Raw genomic sequence first — 18,815 nt, forward strand, 5'->3', positions numbered from 1 at the left:
AAATCATCGCTATCAGGGTCAATACCTAAAGCCACAGAAATGTTATGCACTTCTTCCGAAGCTAAGATTTGTCCCGAGTCAACTTCCCAGGTATTTAAAATTTTACCACGTAGCGGCATGATGGCTTGAACTTCACGGTCTCTGGCTTGTTTTGCACTACCTCCAGCTGAGTCGCCCTCGACCAGAAATAGCTCGGTACGCAAAATATCTTGGCTACCACAGTCAGTTAACTTACCCGGTAAAGCCGGCCCTTGGGTGACTTTTTTACGAATGATTTTTTTGCCGGCACGTAAACGACGCTGCGCATTAAAAATACAAAACTCAGCTAATGTTTCCGCAATGCTAGTATGCTCGTTTAGCCATAAACTAAACGAGTCTTTTACTACGCCGGTAACAAATGCAGCGCATTGGCGTGAAGAGAGTCGCTCTTTAGTTTGTCCGGCAAATTGTGGGTCTTCCATCTTCACCGACAGGATATAACAACACTTATCCCAAATATCATCTGGCGTTAACTTAACACCACGTGGCAGTAAGCTTCTAAATTCACAAAACTCACGCATTGACTCTAATAAGCCTTGGCGCATACCATTAACATGTGTACCGCCTTGCACCGTAGGAATTAAGTTAACATAGCTTTCGCCAACCGACTCACCCCCTTCTGGCAACCAGGTTATCGCCCATTCAGCGGCTTCATGTTGCGAGGTAAAACTGCCAACGAAAGGCTCTTCTGGCAAGCTTGGATAACCTTTAACTGACTCTTTTAAATAGTCAACTAAACCGTCTTCATAGCACCATTGATATTTATTATCTTCATTTTTATCATGAAACTTTATGGTCAATCCGGGGCAAAGTACGGCTTTAGCTTTTAATAAATGTACTAACCTACGTGCTGAAAATTTGGCAGAATCAAAATAACTAGCATCAGGCCAAAATTTCACCCGGGTGCCGGTATTACGACGACCCACGATACCAGTTTCTCTTAACTCTTCTACTTTATAGCCACTTTCAAAAGCCATTTCATAGACTTTACCATCACGCCTAACCGACACGTCTACACGGGTAGACAAGGCGTTGACAACAGAAATACCCACACCATGTAAACCACCAGAAAACTGATAATTTTTATTAGAAAATTTACCACCGGCATGTAACTTACAAAAAATAAGTTCTACCCCTGACACTCCTTCTTCTGGGTGAATATCAATCGGCATACCTCGACCGTCATCAATCACTTCTAATGATTGGTCTTTATCAAGAATGACGGTAATATTTTGTGCATGCTTGGCTAATGCTTCATCAACAGAGTTATCGATAACTTCTTGGCCTAAATGATTAGGACGAGTAGTGTCGGTATACATGCCAGGACGATGGCGCACCGGGTCAAGGCCACTTAGGACCTCAATGGAGTCGGAATTATATTGTTCGCTCATTTATAGGTTCTGATAATTAGGCTGATATTAGGGGTAAGTTGAAAAATGACGCTATGTTAGGCAAGGTATTTTCATAATCAATAAAACTATGATCTCCCCCTTGCACTATTGCCAATTGGCACTGGCGGTATTTTTCAACAGCTTGTTGGTAATCTAACACTTCATCACCGGTTTGTACCATGACCAAGTAATTATTGTTAGAAATATTTTCCTGTTCAAGTGCTTTCAATTCAACGATATGTTGCTCTTTAACTTGATAGCACTCGTGCGTATAAGGATTTACCTGCTCACCTAGGTAAGCTTTCATTAATTCGAATGGCTTAACCGCTGGGTTAATTAGTACTGCTTTCACTTGATATTTTTCAGCTAAATAAGTGGCAAAATAACCGCCTAAAGACGAGCCGACTAATAGCCAAGTCGCGCTGGGTTCAAGGGTAATAATAGCCTCAAGTTGTGCCATGGCGGTATCGGGTGAAGAGGCAATTTGTGGGCAGTGAAAGTTTATTTCTGGGTGGTTTTTAGCAAAAAAATCCTGCGTGATCTGAGCTTTCATTGACTGAGGTGATGAGTTAAAACCATGAATGTATAAAACATTAATCATAATAAGTTGTTTCCTCTCATTAAGTTAAACAAAATGTACTGTACTGGTAAATTCGCCATTTGTGGCCAAGGTAAATAGTCGATAGCCTGGCGGTTGGCCATTTGACTTAGCTGTCAGTGAATTGATGTCAAATTGAATCGATGTTGCCGGACAAGTATATAAACTCACTGTGCTGTGTTCCAACTTTATAGGCAAGGTTAATGCTTGGTGAATATGACCACAGCCTACGGCTTTTATCGAGGGAAAGTTAGTTAAGAACTGTTGAAATTCTGCTTGGTTTATTAAGCCATGTTGATCAATAAAATAACCAACATCAACTGGATGATGATGCATTAATAACAATTGAGCTTTGGTCGGGTCAATCATGCCAGCGGCAATATCAAACTGTGCTTTGCTGATCTCGCCAGCAGGTGTGGCACTTTTACTTTCCAACAATAGCACTTGCCAATCATCATTTTCAATTATACTGTCTTGGCAAAAAGGGGCATGTGACAAATAGCGTGATAACAACCTAGGCTCATCATGATTACCGGCAATATAATAAACCGGGGTGATAATTTCACAGGCTTCAAATGCGCTGACAAATAGCTGATAAGACTCTAGTGTGTGATCTTGTGTTAAATCACCGGTAAAAATAATCGCATCAATTGATGGCTGATTTTTGATGGCCAACAACACATTGATTAAGTTCTGGTAAACATTAGCCTGGTGATGCAGGCCAGTGCGATCAGCAAATAAATGGCTATCACTAATTTGCGCTAAGTTCAGTTTTTTTAACCTTAAACTGTTGGGTATTGTTTTATCTGACATTAAGCGCTTTCACTTGAGTTTCTTTAACATTAACTTAGGAGTTTTTCAGGATATTGAGATTGATCTGCACTTGGCCTAATTGCAAACACAGCTGTAACCATTCTTTTAAGAAATAATTAATTTGCTGTTTTTCATCAGGTAAGTGCATTTTTTTATTAGGGTAATCATAGCGTGGCTTAATTTGCTGTACATCTTGATTACTGATCACTTCAGCCATGCGAGCGTCATGATATAAGCGAATCACCATTTTTGGGCGAAATAACGCGGTTAAATTATAACCGTGAATATTGGCTTCTTGATTAATCGTCAGTAAGGTTGTGTATTTAGTAATTTCGTCAACTCTCACTCGGTAACTCAAAAAATCAGAGATAAAAAAACAGCGTTGTTCGCCTACCTGTTCTTTATCAGCAAGTACGCGCAGCAATAACATGTAGTTAACTTCAAACAAGGTCATTAAAGTGGGTAAATGAGGACGATATTTTTTTACAACAACTGACATTTATTTCCAGTTAGCTTTGAGCTTATCAAGATTTAGAGCTAGCCATTGTAACGCAATAATAGTCGCAGCATTAGCTATCTTTCCCTCTGCAAGTAACTTTTCAGCGTCTTGGCGCGTAACAACATGCACTAAAATATCTTCACCTTCGGTCTCTAAACCATGAACGCCTGAAATATGCTCACTATCAACACAGGCACAATAAAGGTGAATGCACTCACTCATACCGCCTGAGCTTGAAAGGTAATCCATCACTTTAATCACCTTTTCAGGCGCTACATCCAAGTTAGCTTCTTCTTTTGCTTCTCGGATCGCAACGTCTAATGCCACTTCATTTTCTGAAAACATACCCGCAATAAGTTCTAATTGCCAAGGTCCGGTTTTACTGCGTAATGCGCCTAGGCGAAATTGTTCAATTAATACGATACAATCGGTTATCGGATCATAGGGTAATAAAGCAACCGCATCACCGCGCTCAAAAACCTCTCGTGTTAGTACTTTACTATAGCCGCCAGCATAAATTTTGTGACGGAGTTGATACTCATCGAGGGCAAAAAAACCTTGGTATTTTCTTGATTTTTTAATCACCTCTACGTCGGTTAAATTAAAGCGTAATAAAGCGTCTTTGGTTATACTCATCGTGAGTTCTCTCTTATGCTGTTAGGCAATTTTCCAATACCCTAGCATTTAACATTTTGTTACACTAGAATACTTTCCTAAACACTTATTTTATTTAGCTAATTCCTTATTCGCGATAAGATGGTTACAATTAGAAAAATAATAGCCAGTTCATTATTATAGGAACCTCCTCAAGATGAAAAAAACAATAACCGCATTATTTATTGGCCTTGCCTGTGCTGCAAGTAGCTCTTTAGCTAATGCCGAAGATTTACTGTCAGTATACCAACAAGCCCAAGCTAGTGATCCGGTTGTTCTTCGAGCCCATGCGCAATATTTAGCAACAGAAGAAGGTATTGAACAAGCGCGCTCAGTCTTATTGCCACAGGTTTACGGCTCAGCAAGCTATACAGAAAGCGAGAGTGAGTTTATTCCTACTTCTGATACTGGACAATCTTCAGGTTTACTCCTGACTAATAAAAGTGACACCACGAGTTATGGTATTAACTTAGACATGGAGTTATATAATCATAGTACTTGGTTAAAACTTGATAATGCCAAGAAAGTTGCGCACCAAAGTGATGTGTCATACCAGTTAGCGAAACAAGATTTAATTGTGCGCGTAACACAAGCCTACTTTCAGGTGCTGAGTTCAAAAGATGATTTGGAATTCTCAAAAGCAGAAAAAGCCGCTATTGAACGTCAGTTAGAACAAACAAAACAAAGGTTTTCTGTTGGCTTAACAGCTATTACGGATGTTCATGAAGCTCAGGCTCAGTATGACAATGCCGTAACCAGTGAAATTAGATCAGAAAACCAAGTGTTTAATGCCGAAGAAGCATTACGTGTTATCACCAATGTTTATCCCCGTGATTTGAACATTTTAAATACCGAACGCTTTAGTACTTCTCGCCCATACCCAGATAGCGCCAACGAATGGCAGCAAACGGCAGAAGCAAAAAATTTAGAACTGATTGCAGAAAGAATAAGCATTGATATTGCCAAAGAAAATATCAATATCGCAAAATCAGGACATTACCCAACGTTAAGCTTAAATGGCAGCTATGGCAGCCGAGAGCAAGATAATGAAGTCAATAGTCTCAACTTTAATAACCCCGCACTAGACAGCCACTCAATTGGTGTGTCTTTATATGTGCCCATTTATTCAGGCGGCGCAATATCAAGCAGTGTTCGTCAAGCGCAAAGCAATTATGTTGCTGCAAGCCAGAATATGGAACAAACGCATCGTAACGTAGTGCGTAACACCCGTAATGCCTATAATACCGTTATCACTGCAGTGTCAGCTATTAAGTCATTAGAGCAAGCCGTGGTGAGTGCACAAAGTGCGTTAAAAGCGACTGAAGCAGGTTTTGAAGTGGGTACGCGTACCATTGTTGATGTTTTAAACAGTACGAGAAACTTATATGACGCCAAGCGTAATTTATCGTCAACGCGATATAATTACATTCAAAATGTATTAGCCTTAAAGCGTGCTGGCGGCACCATTACCGAGCAAGATTTAGCCGACATAAACCAAGGTTTAATCGCTGCTAAATAAATCCCTTAGCTTAAAAATTGAAAAAAAGCAGCATTAATGCTGCTTTTTTATGTTCAGGACAGACAGTTAATTTATTGTCTCTGACAAAAAATAAGTACTCACGTCCGTAGTAAGTACGAATTATCAGTTGCAGACATAACTCAAATACCTGTATCTATGTCAGCAATGTCGTGTTCACTTGGCCTTTCTGAGCCATCCATAGCTTCAGGGCATGAGAACATTTATCTACATCGAGGTGAAAGAACGACGATGCTAGAAGAAAATTCACCTGACTACTTCTCTTGTTTTATCGCGTTAATAATTTTAGTGGTCGAAATACCATCTTCAAAATTAAGCACTTTCACTTCGCCGCCCGCCGCAATAACTTCCTTGCCTCCAGCAATATCTGCTATTTTATAATCGCCGCCTTTAACTAAGGTGTTGGGTAATATATTGGCAATTAAGCGTTGCGGGGTATCTTCACTAAAGGGGACTACCCAATCAACAGCACCTAGACCTGCTAATACCGCCATTCGGCGATCCACAGGATTAACCGGGCGACCTGGGCCTTTTAAGCGCGTCACAGAAGCGTCATCATTTACCGCAACAATTAGGCGGCTACCTAACGTGTTTGCCGTGGTCAAATAAGAAACATGACCAGCATGCAGAATATCAAAACAACCATTGGTCATCACAATACTTTCGCCACGTGCTTGCGCTAATGCAACAGCAATTTTTAACTGTTCTTCAGACATCACACCAAAACCACTTTCTTGACCCGATGATAATTCTGCACTTAATTCAGCTTGGCTTACGGTCGAGGTACCTAGTTTACCCACAACAATGCCGGCCGCAATATTGGCTAAAGCACTGGCTTGGGTAAATTCAGCTTTGGCGGCTATCGCAAGGGCAAGTGTTGCAATAACCGTATCTCCCGCGCCAGTTACATCATAAACTTCTTTCGCTTGCGTGGGTAAATGGAATTCTTCTTGATCATGGCGTAACAAGGTCATGCCTTGCTCACTTCGAGTGACTAGCATGGCCGTTAAATCTAATGATTTAAGTAATGCTTGGCCTTTACTAACGATATCGGCCTCACTTTTACAGTGTCCTACTACCGCTTCAAATTCTGCGAGATTAGGCGTAATTAACGTAGCACCGCGATAGCGTGAAAAATCAGTGCCTTTTGGGTCAACTAACACAGGAATGTTTTGTGCTTTCGCCACTTTGATCAGGGCTTGAACTTCTGACAAGGTACCTTTGTTATAATCTGATAACAGTAAAAGATCATGCTGAGCAATTAAGGCTTGGGTTTGCTCTATCAACGGCTGTTTATCAAGTTCGGCAAATGATTCTTCAAAATCTAAGCGTAATAATTGTTGATTACGACTTAAAATACGCAATTTGGTGATCGTTGGGTGAGCTTGCGATTGAATAAATTGACAATTTATATTCATTGCTGACAACTGAGTTTGCAATGTTGTCGACGCTTCATCTTGACCGGTAATACCCAGTAAAGTAACCTGGCCATTTAGTGATGCAATATTCAAAGCGACGTTGGCTGCGCCTCCTGGGCGATCTTCGTCTTGAAGTATTTTAACAATCGGCACAGGTGCCTCGGGTGAAATACGTTGTGTTGGACCAGACCAATAGCGATCTAACATGATATCACCAACGACTAAAACACGTGCTTTTTCAAAAGCGGGAATATCTACTTTCATCCTGTACCCTATAACAGATATAATAAGCGATATTGTAACACAAGCAATTCAATGAGTTGAAATCATCCTGTGAGTAAAAACAAAGTTTTACAACCAAATTTTAAAATATCTTTCCTGTTACCTAAGTATTGGCCAACTTGGATTGGGGTATTTATTCTTTACACTATCTCTTGGTTACCTTATCGGTTTCAGCTTTTTCTCGGCAAAATGATTGGCCGCTTACTATATAAAATAGGCTCAAGCCGCAAAAAAGTTGCCTTACGAAATTTAGAGCTTTGTTTTCCTAAGATGTCAGATGCCGAACGCCAAATTTTGCTCAAACGCAATTTTGAAAATACCGGTATTGCCTTATTGGAGACTGGTATGGGTTGGTGGTGGCCAGATTGGCGGGTAAAACGTCACACAACAATTATTGGCCTTGAGCATATTGAAGCAGCACAAAAGCAAGGTAAAGGTATACTATTACTCGCCATGCATTACCTTAGCGCCGAAATTAATTGTCGAGGCATAGGTTACGGACATCCTATGGTGGTGTTTTATCGACCTCATAACAATTACTTAATGGAATATTTTCAGTTTCGTGGTCGTGGTCGCTCAAACAAATATATGCTGGGCAAACGTGATGTTAAAGGCTTACTTCGAGCACTAAAAGAGGGCGAAGCCTGTATTTACTTACCTGATCAAGATTATGGTCGCAGTCGCAGTGTTTTTGTGCCCTTTTTCGCGGTACCAGACGCCGCCTCAACCACAGGTACATTAATATTTGCTCGGCAAAAAAATTGCCAAACACATATGTTAATCCCTACTCGTAATGATGACGGCAGTGGTTACACCTTAGAGATAAAGCCTATGCTGGAGAATTTCCCCACCGGTGATGACACCGCAGACGTATTAAGAATAAATCAAGAGTTAGAAAAAGCAATCATGGTGAAACCTGAACAATATATGTGGTTGCACCGCCGCTTTAAAACTCGCCCGAATGAAGATGATCCGTCATTGTATAAATAGTTGAAATTAGCTATGGTGTCAGTAAAGTATGAATTTAATTTTAAGTAATTTATGAAATTTTGGTTACGAAGTATTATTTTAGGTTTGATCCTAATTGGCTTAGCGTCAGCATTACTGCTCAACACAGAGCCCTTATTTTCCGACAGCCAAGAGCCAGCCGATAAAGTGGTTGCCACAAAGGTTGACACTTATCAGGCAGAGCAAGCTGAATCCTCAGCACAAGAAGAAATCCTTGATGCTGAAAAAAGTACCAATGCCGCTGCTGACGGGCTTTCTAACTATTATGCTAGCATACGTGGTGACATGACTGGAGATGGCCCGCAAATTCGTAATAACATTGTCTATTTACCAGAGCCAAAAGGTGATTTAGAGAAAATATTAACCGCACGAGCTTTAATCACTCGACCCTTACCAAAAAATTGGATCGGCGAAACTGATAACCATCCATTTCGTCTTGGCGAAACCTTATTTGGCAAATTATCAGAGTATGCGGGAGATAATAATCTACAAGTAATTTGGTGGCTTAATCGTGACTTTGTCGTTAAAAATGCCTTTAGAATTAATAAAGATATTGTCACTACCTCTTATCAAGTCGGCAAAGCTATTGAAGGCCATTTTGAAAATGGCCTTTCAATTTACTTTTGTTATCAGCAACGTACTATTGTTGTCATCGAGCATGGCACGGCTTACTTGGATAAAGAATGCCTGCTGTTACCGAACAGGCGTCACTAATATCACCAAGCGGTTTTCATCGGCTATAGGCTACTGCAACAACTGTTCAACCATTACCATAACTTGACTATACTCAGCGCTAAATTCAGTAACGGGGATCATGGCTGCGCTGTTTTGCAAGGTTGCATGGTGGCTGATGTCACGTAACTTGCAGTAATTATCCACTAATGCCTGCTGTTGTTGTTTAGTTATAACGCCTATGTTCGCTAAATACTCCAGTAGATTAATGTTGTCTGAATAATCGCTCAAATTGGGATGCTGAGCACTGTGTGCTAAAACCAAATATTGTACAAGAAACTCAATATCGACTAAACCACCCAGTCCCTGTTTAATATCGACTTCAGTCTTTGATGACTTATCCAAGTGTTGGCGCATTTTATTACGCATTTTTATCACGTCTTCACGTAGCACTTTTTTATCACGAGTTCTCATTAAAACATTGCGTTTAATTTCTTTAAACCTGTCGGCTAATCTGGCGTGACCATAAATGACTCTGGTACGGACTAACGCTTGATGCTCCCAGGTCCAAGCGTCACTGGACTGGTAATGAGCAAAGGTATCAATGTGCACCATTAAAAGACCGGCATTGCCCGAAGGTCTTAATCGCATGTCGAGTTCATATAAAATACCGTTTGCCATGCGAGTATTAAATAAGTGCATCATACGTTGAGCAAGCTTTAAGTAAAATTGTCCAGCAGAAATCGACTTTTCTCCTGAGGTCATTTCTGCCAAATCAGCATCATGGACAAACACTAAATCTAAATCAGAGCTATAACCGAGTTCAATCCCGCCTAACTTTCCATAACCAATAACAGCAAAACCTTTGTCTTGGCCGTCTAATTTACTGGTTGGCACACCAAAACGCAGTGCCATTTGTTGCCACGCTAAGTTGGCTACTTCTTCGACTAGGGCTTCTGCCAATGCAGTTAAATGATCACTGACTTTGGTAATCGGTAAAATATCAGTAATATCGGCAGCGGCGATACGTAATTGTTTAGCTTGTTTAAACTCACGTAAGGTGATCATTTGCGCTTCTTGATCGTCTTCAGGTACCCGTAACATAGTTTCACGTAGTTCCGCGACATAAGAAGATAACAGTGGTGGCTGATAAAATAATTTAGGATCAATGAGTTCATCAAGTAATATGGGAAATTTAGCAATGTGCTCTGCCACCCAACTACTGTTGCGACACAGATGAATTAATTGCTTTAATGCCCCTTCATTCTCAAATAATAATTCCAGATAGGCGGTACGTGTTGCCACCGTTTTTAGCACCCCTAATACTCGTGCTAAGGTCTGATCGGTTAGTCTTAAATCAGCAAGATGCCACAGCAGGGTTGGGATCAATTTATCTAGCACTTGGCGGCCACGGCTGCCCATGCTGCGTTTGGTCATTTCAGCGCGAAAATCTCTCAGCGCCTGCCATATAGTTTCACTGTGAGAAAACTCAACACCAGCTTTTGTCTCTAGCAATTGCGGAGACTGATCAATCCAAGCAATAGCCTCCTCATCGCTCCATTCACTATCCCAAAGTGTGGTCCAATATTGATCAAGCGCCTGACGGTTTGGACTTTCCTCACCAATAAGTTCACTAAATTGTTGATGAACGCCCTGCATATGAGTAGCAAGCTGTGCCAAAAAAGTTGGCCAGTTTGTACAATTTTCGTCGGCAAGAATGCTGACTAAGCGCTGCTGGTCTAATTCATTGTCAGGTAAGGTTTGAGTTTGTTGATCATTTAACGCTTGAATAATATTTTCAACCCGACGCAAAAATCGATAACTAGCCGTTAACACTTGCGCACTGGGTTGTGTAAGCACATCGTGTGTTACCAATAAAGGCAGTACGGTGAGTAAGTTACGATGCTGTAAATCACTAACACGGCCACCTCGGATCATTTGAAAAACTTGCACAATAAATTCAACTTCGCGAATACCGCCCGCGCCCAGCTTGATATTATTATTGAGTTGCTTACGCCTAACCTCTTGGGCAATCATAGCTTTCATACGTCGCAGGCTGTCGATAACGCTAAAATCAATGTAGCGTCGATATACAAAAGGTCGCAACATATTAGACAATTGGTCATGATACTTACCTTCTCCGACCAACCGCGCCTTTAACATCGCATAACGCTCCCAATCACGCCCTTGATCTTGATAATAATCTTCCATGGCATTAAACGATAAGACTAATGGCCCACTTTCACCAAAAGGGCGTAAACGCATATCAACACGATAAACAAAACCGTCAGCGGTATGTTGATTTAACGCGGTAATTAATTTTTGCCCTAAGCGAGTAAAAAATAATTGATTGTCGATACTTCGCCTAAGCCCTTGGGTTGCTCCCGCTTCAGGATAGACAAAAATCAAATCAATATCAGAAGAAAAGTTAAGCTCTTGTCCGCCTAATTTACCCATGCCATATACCAGTAAATTTTGGGTTTCATTGGCACTGTTGACCGGTACACCCCACTTGCTTTCACAAAACTTTGTTAACCAAGCATTAGCCGCAATAATCAAACTATCAGCTAATGAAGACAGTCGTTTTAACGATTCATCAAGCGTTATATCCAATAGAAAATCACCAACAGCAATATCTACCATTTGCTTTAAACGAAACAATCGCAGGCACTTTTGCAGTTGTTCTTCTGTGGAGCATTTATCAATACTGTCAGCAAGCATTACGCTATATTGCGGTGTTTCACTCGACAATAACTGCTCGCTATTAAAAAGCTCAACCAGCAACTCGGGGGCTTGTATGGCACTACGCAAAATAAAGTCACTTAACCCTAATGCCCTTTTAAACAGCGCTAAGCGCTCTGGTGATAAAGTATCGGTAACATTCGGATATTGTTGAGAAAACTCTAGCCAACTATCAGCTTGTTGGCTGGCAAGTAATGGCGGAAATGGCAAAGACGATGAATTAGACACGTTATCCTCGATAAAAGCTAAAATGAAAATGAGTAAGGTAAGTAATAATTAATAACAATCAGTAACAAATTAATTTCACTGATATACTTAAAAAAATAGACATAATATGTCAGAAGTGATACTAATGAATGATAACCATAGCATTTTTGAGGACACTATGGCAGGAATGCAGCCGCTAAAATCAATGATACTCTTGCTAACGTTATTGCTCTCCGCTTGTGGAGATCCAATAAAAGGGCAAATCACTCAACAAATCCCACTCACTGAACAACGTATTGAATTACTTGCTCAAGCACTTGCTAACGGGCAAGTTCGTAATGCTAATTTGATTACTCAATACGGGGAGAGATTACTACAAAGTAAGCCAGATTATAAACCCTTAATTGACGAGTTTTTAAAAGATACCGGCACAAAAGGCCCGATGTTTATTGCCTTAGTTGACCGACTAAATACGGTAAAAAAACAACCACAAATGTTTGAGAGTTCTCAAGCTATTTATGATGAGTTATTAAACCTGTATCAAGCAGCCGATCCCGTTCTATATTCTGATGCCTTAAGCGATCCGCTTAATGTCTTGGCTGATATGTCTGATGGCACTTTACCGCGCGTTAATGCGATGTCAAAAGAGCAAAGCTTAGCAGCCAATAAAGCACAAGACTTTGGCACAGGTGAACAGCTTATTGGCAATCCGTCTTACGGTAACTGGACTACTGGCTCAAATGGCATGTCATTTTGGGCTTGGTACGGTATGTACTCGATGATGGGTGATGTATTTGGCTCTCGCCGAACGAGTTATAATGATTGGGGCCGTAACCGAAATTATAGTTATTACAATGATTATGGCCGCAAGCGCTACAGCTCGCCAAATCAACTAAGTAAACAAACTGATTTAGATGCTCGCACCAAAAAATCATTTCAAAGCCGCGGCCAAAAATACACCAGTACTTACAGCAAAAATAGAACTGGCGCGTCAAGTATTTCTAGCCAGAGCAAAAGCGCACAAACCAGTGCCAATCGATTTGCTAGCAAAACAGCCAATAAAAGCGCTTATGCAAGATCAAGCACAAGTGGAAAAAATGCTAGCTTTAGAAACAGTAAGAGTACAACGTCACGAAGCTTTAGACGTGGAAAGTAGGGATAAGTATGAATACATTTATTGAAATAACTGGTCTAAATATAGAGTTATTAATTTTCTTAGCTATCGATATAACGATTGCCATTATATTACTTTGCGCCATGCGCTTTATTAGTGGTTTATCTGCAAAAGTTAACTCTACAGACGAACTTGCCAAAGAAGATAACTTTGCTTTTGGTGTTAGTGTTGCCGGTAGTGTTGCTGCCTTGGGTATTGTACTAACGGGTGCCATTACCGGTGAAAATGCCGAAAGTTATTTAATGGAAATTGTCGGCATGGCAAGCTATGGCATTTTAGGTTTAATTTTAATTAAAGTAGGCCGGGTTTTTCATGACCGTTTTGCTTTAAACCAAATAGATAAAAATGCGCAAATTAAAGCCCATAATATCTCAGTGGGTATTGTCGATGCTTCAGGTGCTATTGCCACCGCCATTATTATTCGCGCGGTATTACTGTGGGTTTACGGTTTAGATATCAACACCTTTATCGCTATTATTGCTGGCTTTATAGTCTCACAAGCCATGTTAGTGTTAGTTACCCGTATTAAAGAACGCCAGTATGCTAAAAACAATCAAAATAGCTGCATGCAAAATGCCTTTGCTGAAGGCCAAGTGGCTCTCGCCATTCGTTATGCTGGTCAAGTTATTAGTACGGCCCTAGCGGTAACAGCTGCCAGCCACTTTTTAACTTATAGCCCAGAGACCTTATTAGCTAATATAGTTGGCTGGTTTATCTTTGGTATAATTATGACCATATTAGTCGCTGTTCTTACTTCTATTGCTAAACGCCTAGTGCTGATGGGTATCAACTTAGTTGAGGAAGTAGACCATCAACACAATATTGGTGTCGCCAGTGTTGAGATGGCGATTAGCATTTCAATTGCGCTTATTTTAACGGCGTTAATGTCATAGTTTTATCAAAATTTTGCTATTAAAATAACCAAGGGTAAATTATTACGCTTGGTTATTTTCCCCGTTTCATTAAACACCCATTTAACTCAAGCTAGGAATAACCATGACAAGCAATAGAAATCGCCTATGGGATGATGTACTCCTGATTTTAACTATGGCTGTTTTAGCGGGTTGTGGCCTGATATACGAATACCTATTGTCACATTATGCCGGTCGTGTACTGGGTATTATGGAAAGTACCATTTACGCTATGATTGGCCTGATGATTGTCGCTATGGGTTTAGGTGCTTTTGCGGCGCGAAAAATTCAATGCGCCTTTAATGGCTTTGTTTGGTTAGAGCTAATGATTGCTTTTCTGGGTAGTAGCTCAATACTCATTATTGGTGGACTGATCGCCATCACACAAACTTTTCCTGACATATTAGGCTCGATGTTTAACTTGCCCCCTGACGCCTACCCGCGAGGTGGTTTATTTAAACAACTGAGTTTTATTGCCTTTAATAGTCCCTATTTTTTCGGTCTAATTCTGGGCTTTTTTATTGGTATGGAAATCCCCCTTATTGCACGCATTCGCGAAGAAATACATCAAAAACATCTTAAAAATAATCTTGGCACCATTTACGGCGCTGATTATATTGGCGCCGGTATTGGCGCTGCCATTTGGGTAATATTTCTCTTATCTATAGACATCAGCAAAGCGAGTGCATTAACTGCCGCCTTAAATCTAACTGCTGGCATTGTATTTATTTTATATTATTGGCAAAAACTGACCTGGCGAAAAACCTTAATAACGGCTCATGGCATTTTATTAGTGATGATCATGGCAATTTACCAATTTGGTAATGGCTGGTTAAGTCAAATGAGTAACTTACTTTATCTCGACAAAGTTGTTTATAGTGACAAAACGCGTTTTCAACAACTGACTTTTACCAAAAGAAATATGGGCCCTGAAGAAGGCAGCATTATTAACTTTTATTTAAATGGCCGCTTACAGTTTTCATCCTCAGATGAATTTATTTACCACAGTTATCTTGTTAGCCCAGTATTAGCTGGCTCAGCACGCCATGACAACATTCTCATTATTGGTGGCGGTGATGGCCTAGCATTAAGAGATGTTTTACAGTGGCAACCTAAAAAAGTCACCTTAGTGGATTTAGATGCGCAACTCATTGAATTATTTAAAAATCCACATGATAAATTACCTCTGAGGCTGGCTAATGCCATTGAAGACTTAAACGCAGTAAGTTTGCGCGATGAGCGTGTTGAAATTATTGCCGCTGATGCTTTTATCGCTATCGATCAACTATTGCAAAGCCATCAAACCTTTGACGCGATTATTGTTGACCTACCCGACCCCAGCCATCCAGATTTAAATAAACTTTATTCAGTTAATTTTTATGCCCGATTAAAGCAACTACTGGCGGGCGATGGCTTAATTGGCATTCAATCGGCCAGTCCTTATCATGCTAAAGACGCCTTTATTGCTATTGGTAAAACGGTACAAGCCGCTGGATATTCAACGGTTCAGCAATATCATGACAACGTACCTAGTTTCGGCGAATGGGGTTGGACTATTGCCAGTAAAATGGGCGCAGCGCCTTTAACAAGATTAAAACGCTTACCTCAATTGCCTGTTGATCACCATTGGCTAACCTTACCTATGGTGACTAATGCCTTTGAATTTTCTCGAGATTTTTATCAAGACAGTGAAACCGTACCGATTAATTACCTTGGCAGTCATGCAATTTATCAATTACATCAAAAAGCATGGCAAGATCAACAAGGCTTGAACAATGCTCATTTACAGTGAGCACAATGAATACAGATAAACTGCAACGGCATTATTGATCTTTTATTTAGCACCAAGACGTTTGATATAGCTTAAGCTAAGATAAAATAAGAAAAATGAAATAAGCACTTGACATAATATGTCATGATGCTAAATTAACCCAATACGACATATTATGTCGTTAAGTAAAACAGTATCACTGATTTTACGCTACTTATTCGAGCATGAGGAATAACATGAATATTCATAAAATAGCTGACTACCTAAATACCTTGGCTGATGATTCAGATACTGGGATGGTGTTTGATTGCCAACCCATTTCAGGTGAAGTCGATGTATTACAAATTTCGGTATTCGGCCGTGAAGAGTTACCTATTTTTGTGTCGGTAACGGATGATCAAATTCTTTGTATCACCTACCTCTGGGGTGAAGAAGAAGTTAAATCAGACAAGATAAATGAAATGCATGTCAGTATGTTAGAAATGAACATACCTATGCCATTATCTTCATTTTCGAAAATTGGTGATAAATATGTCATTTTTGGTGCGCTAGCGATTAGCTCAACATTTGATGATATCGAACACGAACTAGCGGTATTGAGCAATAATGCGCTAGAAATTATTGATGACATGAGTGATTACTTAATTTAAGCAACCACCTTAGGAGTATTATGATGAGTATTTTTAAAAAAATTATGACCGCTATTCGCGGCGGCGCAACTGAAGTCGGTGAAAACATTATTGACTCAAATGCAACCCGTATTTTTGAACAAGAAATTCGTGACGCAGAAAATCACCTCACTAAAGCTAAACGTGACCTAACCGGTGTTATGGCACAACAAATGTCGTCTAGCCGTGACGTTGAGCGCATTAAGCGTGAAGTTACTGAGCATGAAGGTTATGCCGTTCAAGCCCTAGAAAAAGGTGACGACGAACTTGCTTTAGCAGTTGCTGAAAAGATATCAGCACTTGAAAATGAACTCGCCACGCAGCAACAATCACTTGATAGCTTTCAAGGCAGTGCTGAACGCTTGAAAGAGTTAGTGAAAAAGAGTGAACGTCACGTAGCTGAATACAAACGTCAATTGTCTATGGTGAAAACCACAGAAAGCGTGCAAAAAGCCACCTCGGCAATTACCGATAACTTCTCATCAAGTAACTCTAAGCTATTAAGTGCCAAAGACTCATTAGAGCGCATTAAAGCTAAGCAACAGAAATTTGATGATCGCATGAAAGCCGCTGAAGTACTTGAGTCAGAAAACTCAGATAACTCACTTGAAGCTAAGCTTAAAGAAGCTGGCATTGGCGCTAGTGACAACAACGCAAATTCAGTATTAGAGCGTTTAAAAGCTAAAAAGAAGTAACTTACAAGTTACTACCACCGCTTTGTATCCATGATGCAAAGCGGTTTTTTAGTTTAATTAAATGCCAGTTTAGCCATTGATATTCGGAGCAAATAGTGAGCTTTTTTAAAAATATATTTAAGAAACCAACGCCAGAACGTAAACTCAATAATGTAAAAGAACTCACCCTAGGTGACATCATTGTGCTATCAGACAGTTTTGGTTTGCCCGCAGCACTAAGAGCGCAAGAATTTCAAGTAACGGCCGTTAACAGCTATGAATTTGAAAATAAAACTCAAGCAGAATGGGTTTTGCAGGGCGGTGACAATACAGAGTTGTATTTAACTTTGGACGTTGATGATAAAACCTATCTAAAATTTTCCCTGAAAATATTGCATCAAGATGTTGAAACACTGTTTGATCTTGAGCAATTTGCTGAAGTTTTCGATGAACCGGGTCAAGCGCAATTAGAGCGCATAGCAGACAGTAGCACCACGTCAGGCTGGAGCAGCGAAATATATCGACAAAGCAGTTATGCCCAAGTAGGTTACTTTCATCGCAAAGATTATCGAAAAGATGAACTCTCAGCTTACCAAGGCAAAGACAGTGGTGAGCAATTTGAGCTTTATTCGCTATTTGATGAAGATCAAGATAAAGGCGTCGATATTGAAGTATGGCAAGACGGCGATACCGAAGTATTTTTAACCTTATTTAAACCCACCACAGATATTGTTGATATGTATCCAGGGAGTTAATTGTGTCACGAAAAATTCCCGACAAATGGCAATCATCCGTAAAAGCGGTCAAAGCAGTGCAAGTTGCTTTTGATATGGATGAGAAAATTCAACTCGCCATTAGAAAGCAAGCGTTAGAGGCTGGTATCAGCCCGTCAGAGCAAATTCGAGACATTCTGGGCTTACCGATAAATAAGCGCCCTAAACGTCCAAGATTAACCGTAAGCTTGTCAGCTGACGATTATGCCTTACTGGCTGAAAAATATGCTTTATCATCAGAACAGCAACTTGAAATTAAGAAAAAATTAATGGATGATTTAATTAATTATGTCAATAATAGCCTTATTGACTAAAGCCGAGCTAAGTTTACCCCGATTAACTTGTTTCATAAAAGCCCATAGATAATGTAAGAGATTAAAATGATAGTCGTTCAAAAAGCAATGGAGAAAACTAATTTATACCGTGTTGATGACTTCGGCATAAAAAATTACAACTACGGCTTTATTGGCATTGCCTCTTTCCTCTTATTTTTAACCTTAAACTTATCCTTGGGCTATATTACCTATCAAGCTGAGTATGGGCTTGAAGGCTCAAACATAAAAAGCTATAGCGATGCTATTTGGCTAATGGTGATGTCTTCTACCACGATTGGTTTTGGTGACGTTTACCCCATCACTTTTATTGGTCGAGCGTCTGTTTTTATTATGTTTATACTCGGCGTAGGTATACTGGGTGCTATGGGGGCGATGTTTATCAACAAAATATTTGGTTTTGCCGATACCAACATTAAAAACAGAGAGCTGAGAATGCAAAATGCTCAAATTATTACTCAAAATACCGCCATCACTGAAAAGCTAACGCAATTAGAAGAAAAACTTGAGTTATTAGCTAAAAAGCTTTAATAATTTACGCTAAGTTTAAGGCTAAAGCCTTTAAAAAATCTCATTTCCGCTATAATTTTCGCGTATCCACCGCTTAATTATCACCATAAAGAAGTTGACCAGACCAAGGTTAAGCTAGAGT

At 40.0% G+C, this 18,815-nt stretch carries 18 protein-coding genes; 11 read left to right on the forward strand and 7 right to left on the reverse strand.

From position 1 onward, the window contains the following. From parE to H4J41_RS09580, 5 genes are all read right to left on the reverse strand, one after another. Window positions 1-1,430, reverse strand: a 1,430-nt coding sequence (parE, locus tag H4J41_RS09560; protein WP_182150452.1) for a DNA topoisomerase IV subunit B, incomplete at its 3' end; no start/stop codon positions are given. Window positions 1,431-1,446: 16 nt separating this feature from the next. Next, the gene (locus H4J41_RS09565) at window positions 1,447-2,031 is read right to left on the reverse strand and encodes a YqiA/YcfP family alpha/beta fold hydrolase (protein WP_182138362.1); all 585 of its coding nucleotides are present in this window, start codon (window positions 2,029-2,031) and stop codon (window positions 1,447-1,449) included. Window positions 2,032-2,055: 24 nt separating this feature from the next. Next, window positions 2,056-2,841, reverse strand: a complete 786-nt coding sequence (locus H4J41_RS09570) for a metallophosphoesterase (RefSeq protein ID WP_182138361.1) — start codon at window positions 2,839-2,841, stop codon at window positions 2,056-2,058. Window positions 2,842-2,875: 34 nt separating this feature from the next. Continuing rightward, entirely contained in the window at window positions 2,876-3,340 is a 465-nt protein-coding gene (locus tag H4J41_RS09575) for a DUF1249 domain-containing protein (RefSeq protein ID WP_182138360.1), read from the reverse strand. Then, window positions 3,341-3,976 (reverse strand): NUDIX domain-containing protein, encoded by a 636-nt coding sequence (locus H4J41_RS09580; RefSeq protein ID WP_182138359.1) that lies wholly within the window; start codon window positions 3,974-3,976, stop codon window positions 3,341-3,343. Window positions 3,977-4,151: 175 nt separating this feature from the next. Here H4J41_RS09580 and tolC point away from each other — a divergent pair, with 175 nt between their 5' ends. Next, entirely contained in the window at window positions 4,152-5,513 is a 1,362-nt protein-coding gene (gene tolC, locus H4J41_RS09585; RefSeq protein ID WP_182138358.1) for an outer membrane channel protein TolC, read from the forward strand. Between the two features lie 272 nt (window positions 5,514-5,785). On the opposite strand, the gene hldE is transcribed toward tolC, so the two are convergent. Beyond that, a complete protein-coding gene (hldE, locus tag H4J41_RS09590) occupies window positions 5,786-7,213 on the reverse strand; it encodes a bifunctional D-glycero-beta-D-manno-heptose-7-phosphate kinase/D-glycero-beta-D-manno-heptose 1-phosphate adenylyltransferase HldE (RefSeq protein ID WP_182138357.1) in 1,428 nt (475 codons plus the stop codon). Window positions 7,214-7,282: 69 nt separating this feature from the next. Here hldE and lpxL point away from each other — a divergent pair, with 69 nt between their 5' ends. Both lpxL and H4J41_RS09600 read left to right on the forward strand, forming a co-directional pair. Next, window positions 7,283-8,221 (forward strand): LpxL/LpxP family Kdo(2)-lipid IV(A) lauroyl/palmitoleoyl acyltransferase, encoded by a 939-nt coding sequence (gene lpxL, locus H4J41_RS09595; protein WP_182138356.1) that lies wholly within the window; start codon window positions 7,283-7,285, stop codon window positions 8,219-8,221. Between the two features lie 51 nt (window positions 8,222-8,272). After that, window positions 8,273-8,953 carry a TcpQ domain-containing protein gene (locus H4J41_RS09600; protein ID WP_182138355.1) on the forward strand — a complete coding sequence of 227 codons (681 nt, stop codon included), beginning with the start codon at window positions 8,273-8,275 and terminating at the stop codon, window positions 8,951-8,953. A 30-nt stretch (window positions 8,954-8,983) separates the two neighbouring features. Here the strand turns inward: H4J41_RS09600 and glnE are convergent, their stop codons facing one another. Continuing rightward, on the reverse strand, window positions 8,984-11,881 hold the full coding sequence (gene glnE, locus H4J41_RS09605; protein ID WP_182138354.1) for a bifunctional [glutamate--ammonia ligase]-adenylyl-L-tyrosine phosphorylase/[glutamate--ammonia-ligase] adenylyltransferase: 2,898 nt from the start codon (window positions 11,879-11,881) through the stop codon (window positions 8,984-8,986). A gap of 124 nt (window positions 11,882-12,005) precedes the next feature. Between glnE and H4J41_RS09610 the strand changes: the two genes are divergently transcribed. From H4J41_RS09610 to H4J41_RS09645, 8 genes are all read left to right on the forward strand, one after another. Continuing rightward, the gene (locus H4J41_RS09610) at window positions 12,006-13,016 is read left to right on the forward strand and encodes a hypothetical protein (RefSeq protein ID WP_310649841.1); all 1,011 of its coding nucleotides are present in this window, start codon (window positions 12,006-12,008) and stop codon (window positions 13,014-13,016) included. A gap of 8 nt (window positions 13,017-13,024) precedes the next feature. Then, a complete protein-coding gene (locus tag H4J41_RS09615) occupies window positions 13,025-13,927 on the forward strand; it encodes a DUF350 domain-containing protein (protein WP_182138353.1) in 903 nt (300 codons plus the stop codon). Window positions 13,928-14,030: 103 nt separating this feature from the next. Then, on the forward strand, window positions 14,031-15,737 hold the full coding sequence (locus tag H4J41_RS09620; protein ID WP_182138352.1) for a polyamine aminopropyltransferase: 1,707 nt from the start codon (window positions 14,031-14,033) through the stop codon (window positions 15,735-15,737). Between the two features lie 215 nt (window positions 15,738-15,952). Then, window positions 15,953-16,366: a YjfI family protein gene (locus tag H4J41_RS09625; protein ID WP_182138351.1), complete on the forward strand. Its 414-nt coding sequence runs from the start codon at window positions 15,953-15,955 to the stop codon at window positions 16,364-16,366. Window positions 16,367-16,389: 23 nt separating this feature from the next. After that, on the forward strand, window positions 16,390-17,079 hold the full coding sequence (locus H4J41_RS09630) for a PspA/IM30 family protein (protein ID WP_182138393.1): 690 nt from the start codon (window positions 16,390-16,392) through the stop codon (window positions 17,077-17,079). 95 nt (window positions 17,080-17,174) lie between these two features. Further along, window positions 17,175-17,813 (forward strand): hypothetical protein, encoded by a 639-nt coding sequence (locus H4J41_RS09635; protein WP_182138350.1) that lies wholly within the window; start codon window positions 17,175-17,177, stop codon window positions 17,811-17,813. Between the two features lie 2 nt (window positions 17,814-17,815). Then, window positions 17,816-18,145: a hypothetical protein gene (locus H4J41_RS09640; protein WP_182138349.1), complete on the forward strand. Its 330-nt coding sequence runs from the start codon at window positions 17,816-17,818 to the stop codon at window positions 18,143-18,145. A 66-nt stretch (window positions 18,146-18,211) separates the two neighbouring features. Next, entirely contained in the window at window positions 18,212-18,694 is a 483-nt protein-coding gene (locus H4J41_RS09645; protein ID WP_259364506.1) for a potassium channel family protein, read from the forward strand. The last annotated feature ends 121 nt before the right edge of the window (window positions 18,695-18,815 follow it).

It is taken from the genome of Colwellia sp. MB3u-45 (assembly GCF_014077005.1).
In the GTDB taxonomy this organism is placed as follows: Bacteria; Pseudomonadota; Gammaproteobacteria; order Enterobacterales; family Alteromonadaceae; genus Cognaticolwellia.

Bases quoted from the DNA above. Each gene is read 5' to 3' on its own strand.
- H4J41_RS09630 (WP_182138393.1), top strand. From the start codon at position 16,390: ATGAGTATTTTTAAAAAAATTATGACCGCTATTCGCGGCGGCGCAACT.
- H4J41_RS09620 (WP_182138352.1), top strand. From the start codon at position 14,031: ATGACAAGCAATAGAAATCGCCTATGGGATGATGTACTCCTGATTTTA.
- H4J41_RS09625 (WP_182138351.1), top strand. From the start codon at position 15,953: ATGAATATTCATAAAATAGCTGACTACCTAAATACCTTGGCTGATGAT.
- H4J41_RS09565 (WP_182138362.1), bottom strand. From the start codon at position 2,031: ATGATTAATGTTTTATACATTCATGGTTTTAACTCATCACCTCAGTCA.
- H4J41_RS09580 (WP_182138359.1), bottom strand. From the start codon at position 3,976: ATGAGTATAACCAAAGACGCTTTATTACGCTTTAATTTAACCGACGTA.
- tolC (WP_182138358.1), top strand. From the start codon at position 4,152: ATGAAAAAAACAATAACCGCATTATTTATTGGCCTTGCCTGTGCTGCA.
- H4J41_RS09575 (WP_182138360.1), bottom strand. From the start codon at position 3,340: ATGTCAGTTGTTGTAAAAAAATATCGTCCTCATTTACCCACTTTAATG.
- H4J41_RS09645 (WP_259364506.1), top strand. From the start codon at position 18,212: ATGATAGTCGTTCAAAAAGCAATGGAGAAAACTAATTTATACCGTGTT.
- H4J41_RS09570 (WP_182138361.1), bottom strand. From the start codon at position 2,841: ATGTCAGATAAAACAATACCCAACAGTTTAAGGTTAAAAAAACTGAAC.
- H4J41_RS09615 (WP_182138353.1), top strand. From the start codon at position 13,025: ATGAATACATTTATTGAAATAACTGGTCTAAATATAGAGTTATTAATT.
- hldE (WP_182138357.1), bottom strand. From the start codon at position 7,213: ATGAAAGTAGATATTCCCGCTTTTGAAAAAGCACGTGTTTTAGTCGTT.
- H4J41_RS09600 (WP_182138355.1), top strand. From the start codon at position 8,273: ATGAAATTTTGGTTACGAAGTATTATTTTAGGTTTGATCCTAATTGGC.
- H4J41_RS09610 (WP_310649841.1), top strand. From the start codon at position 12,006: ATGAATGATAACCATAGCATTTTTGAGGACACTATGGCAGGAATGCAG.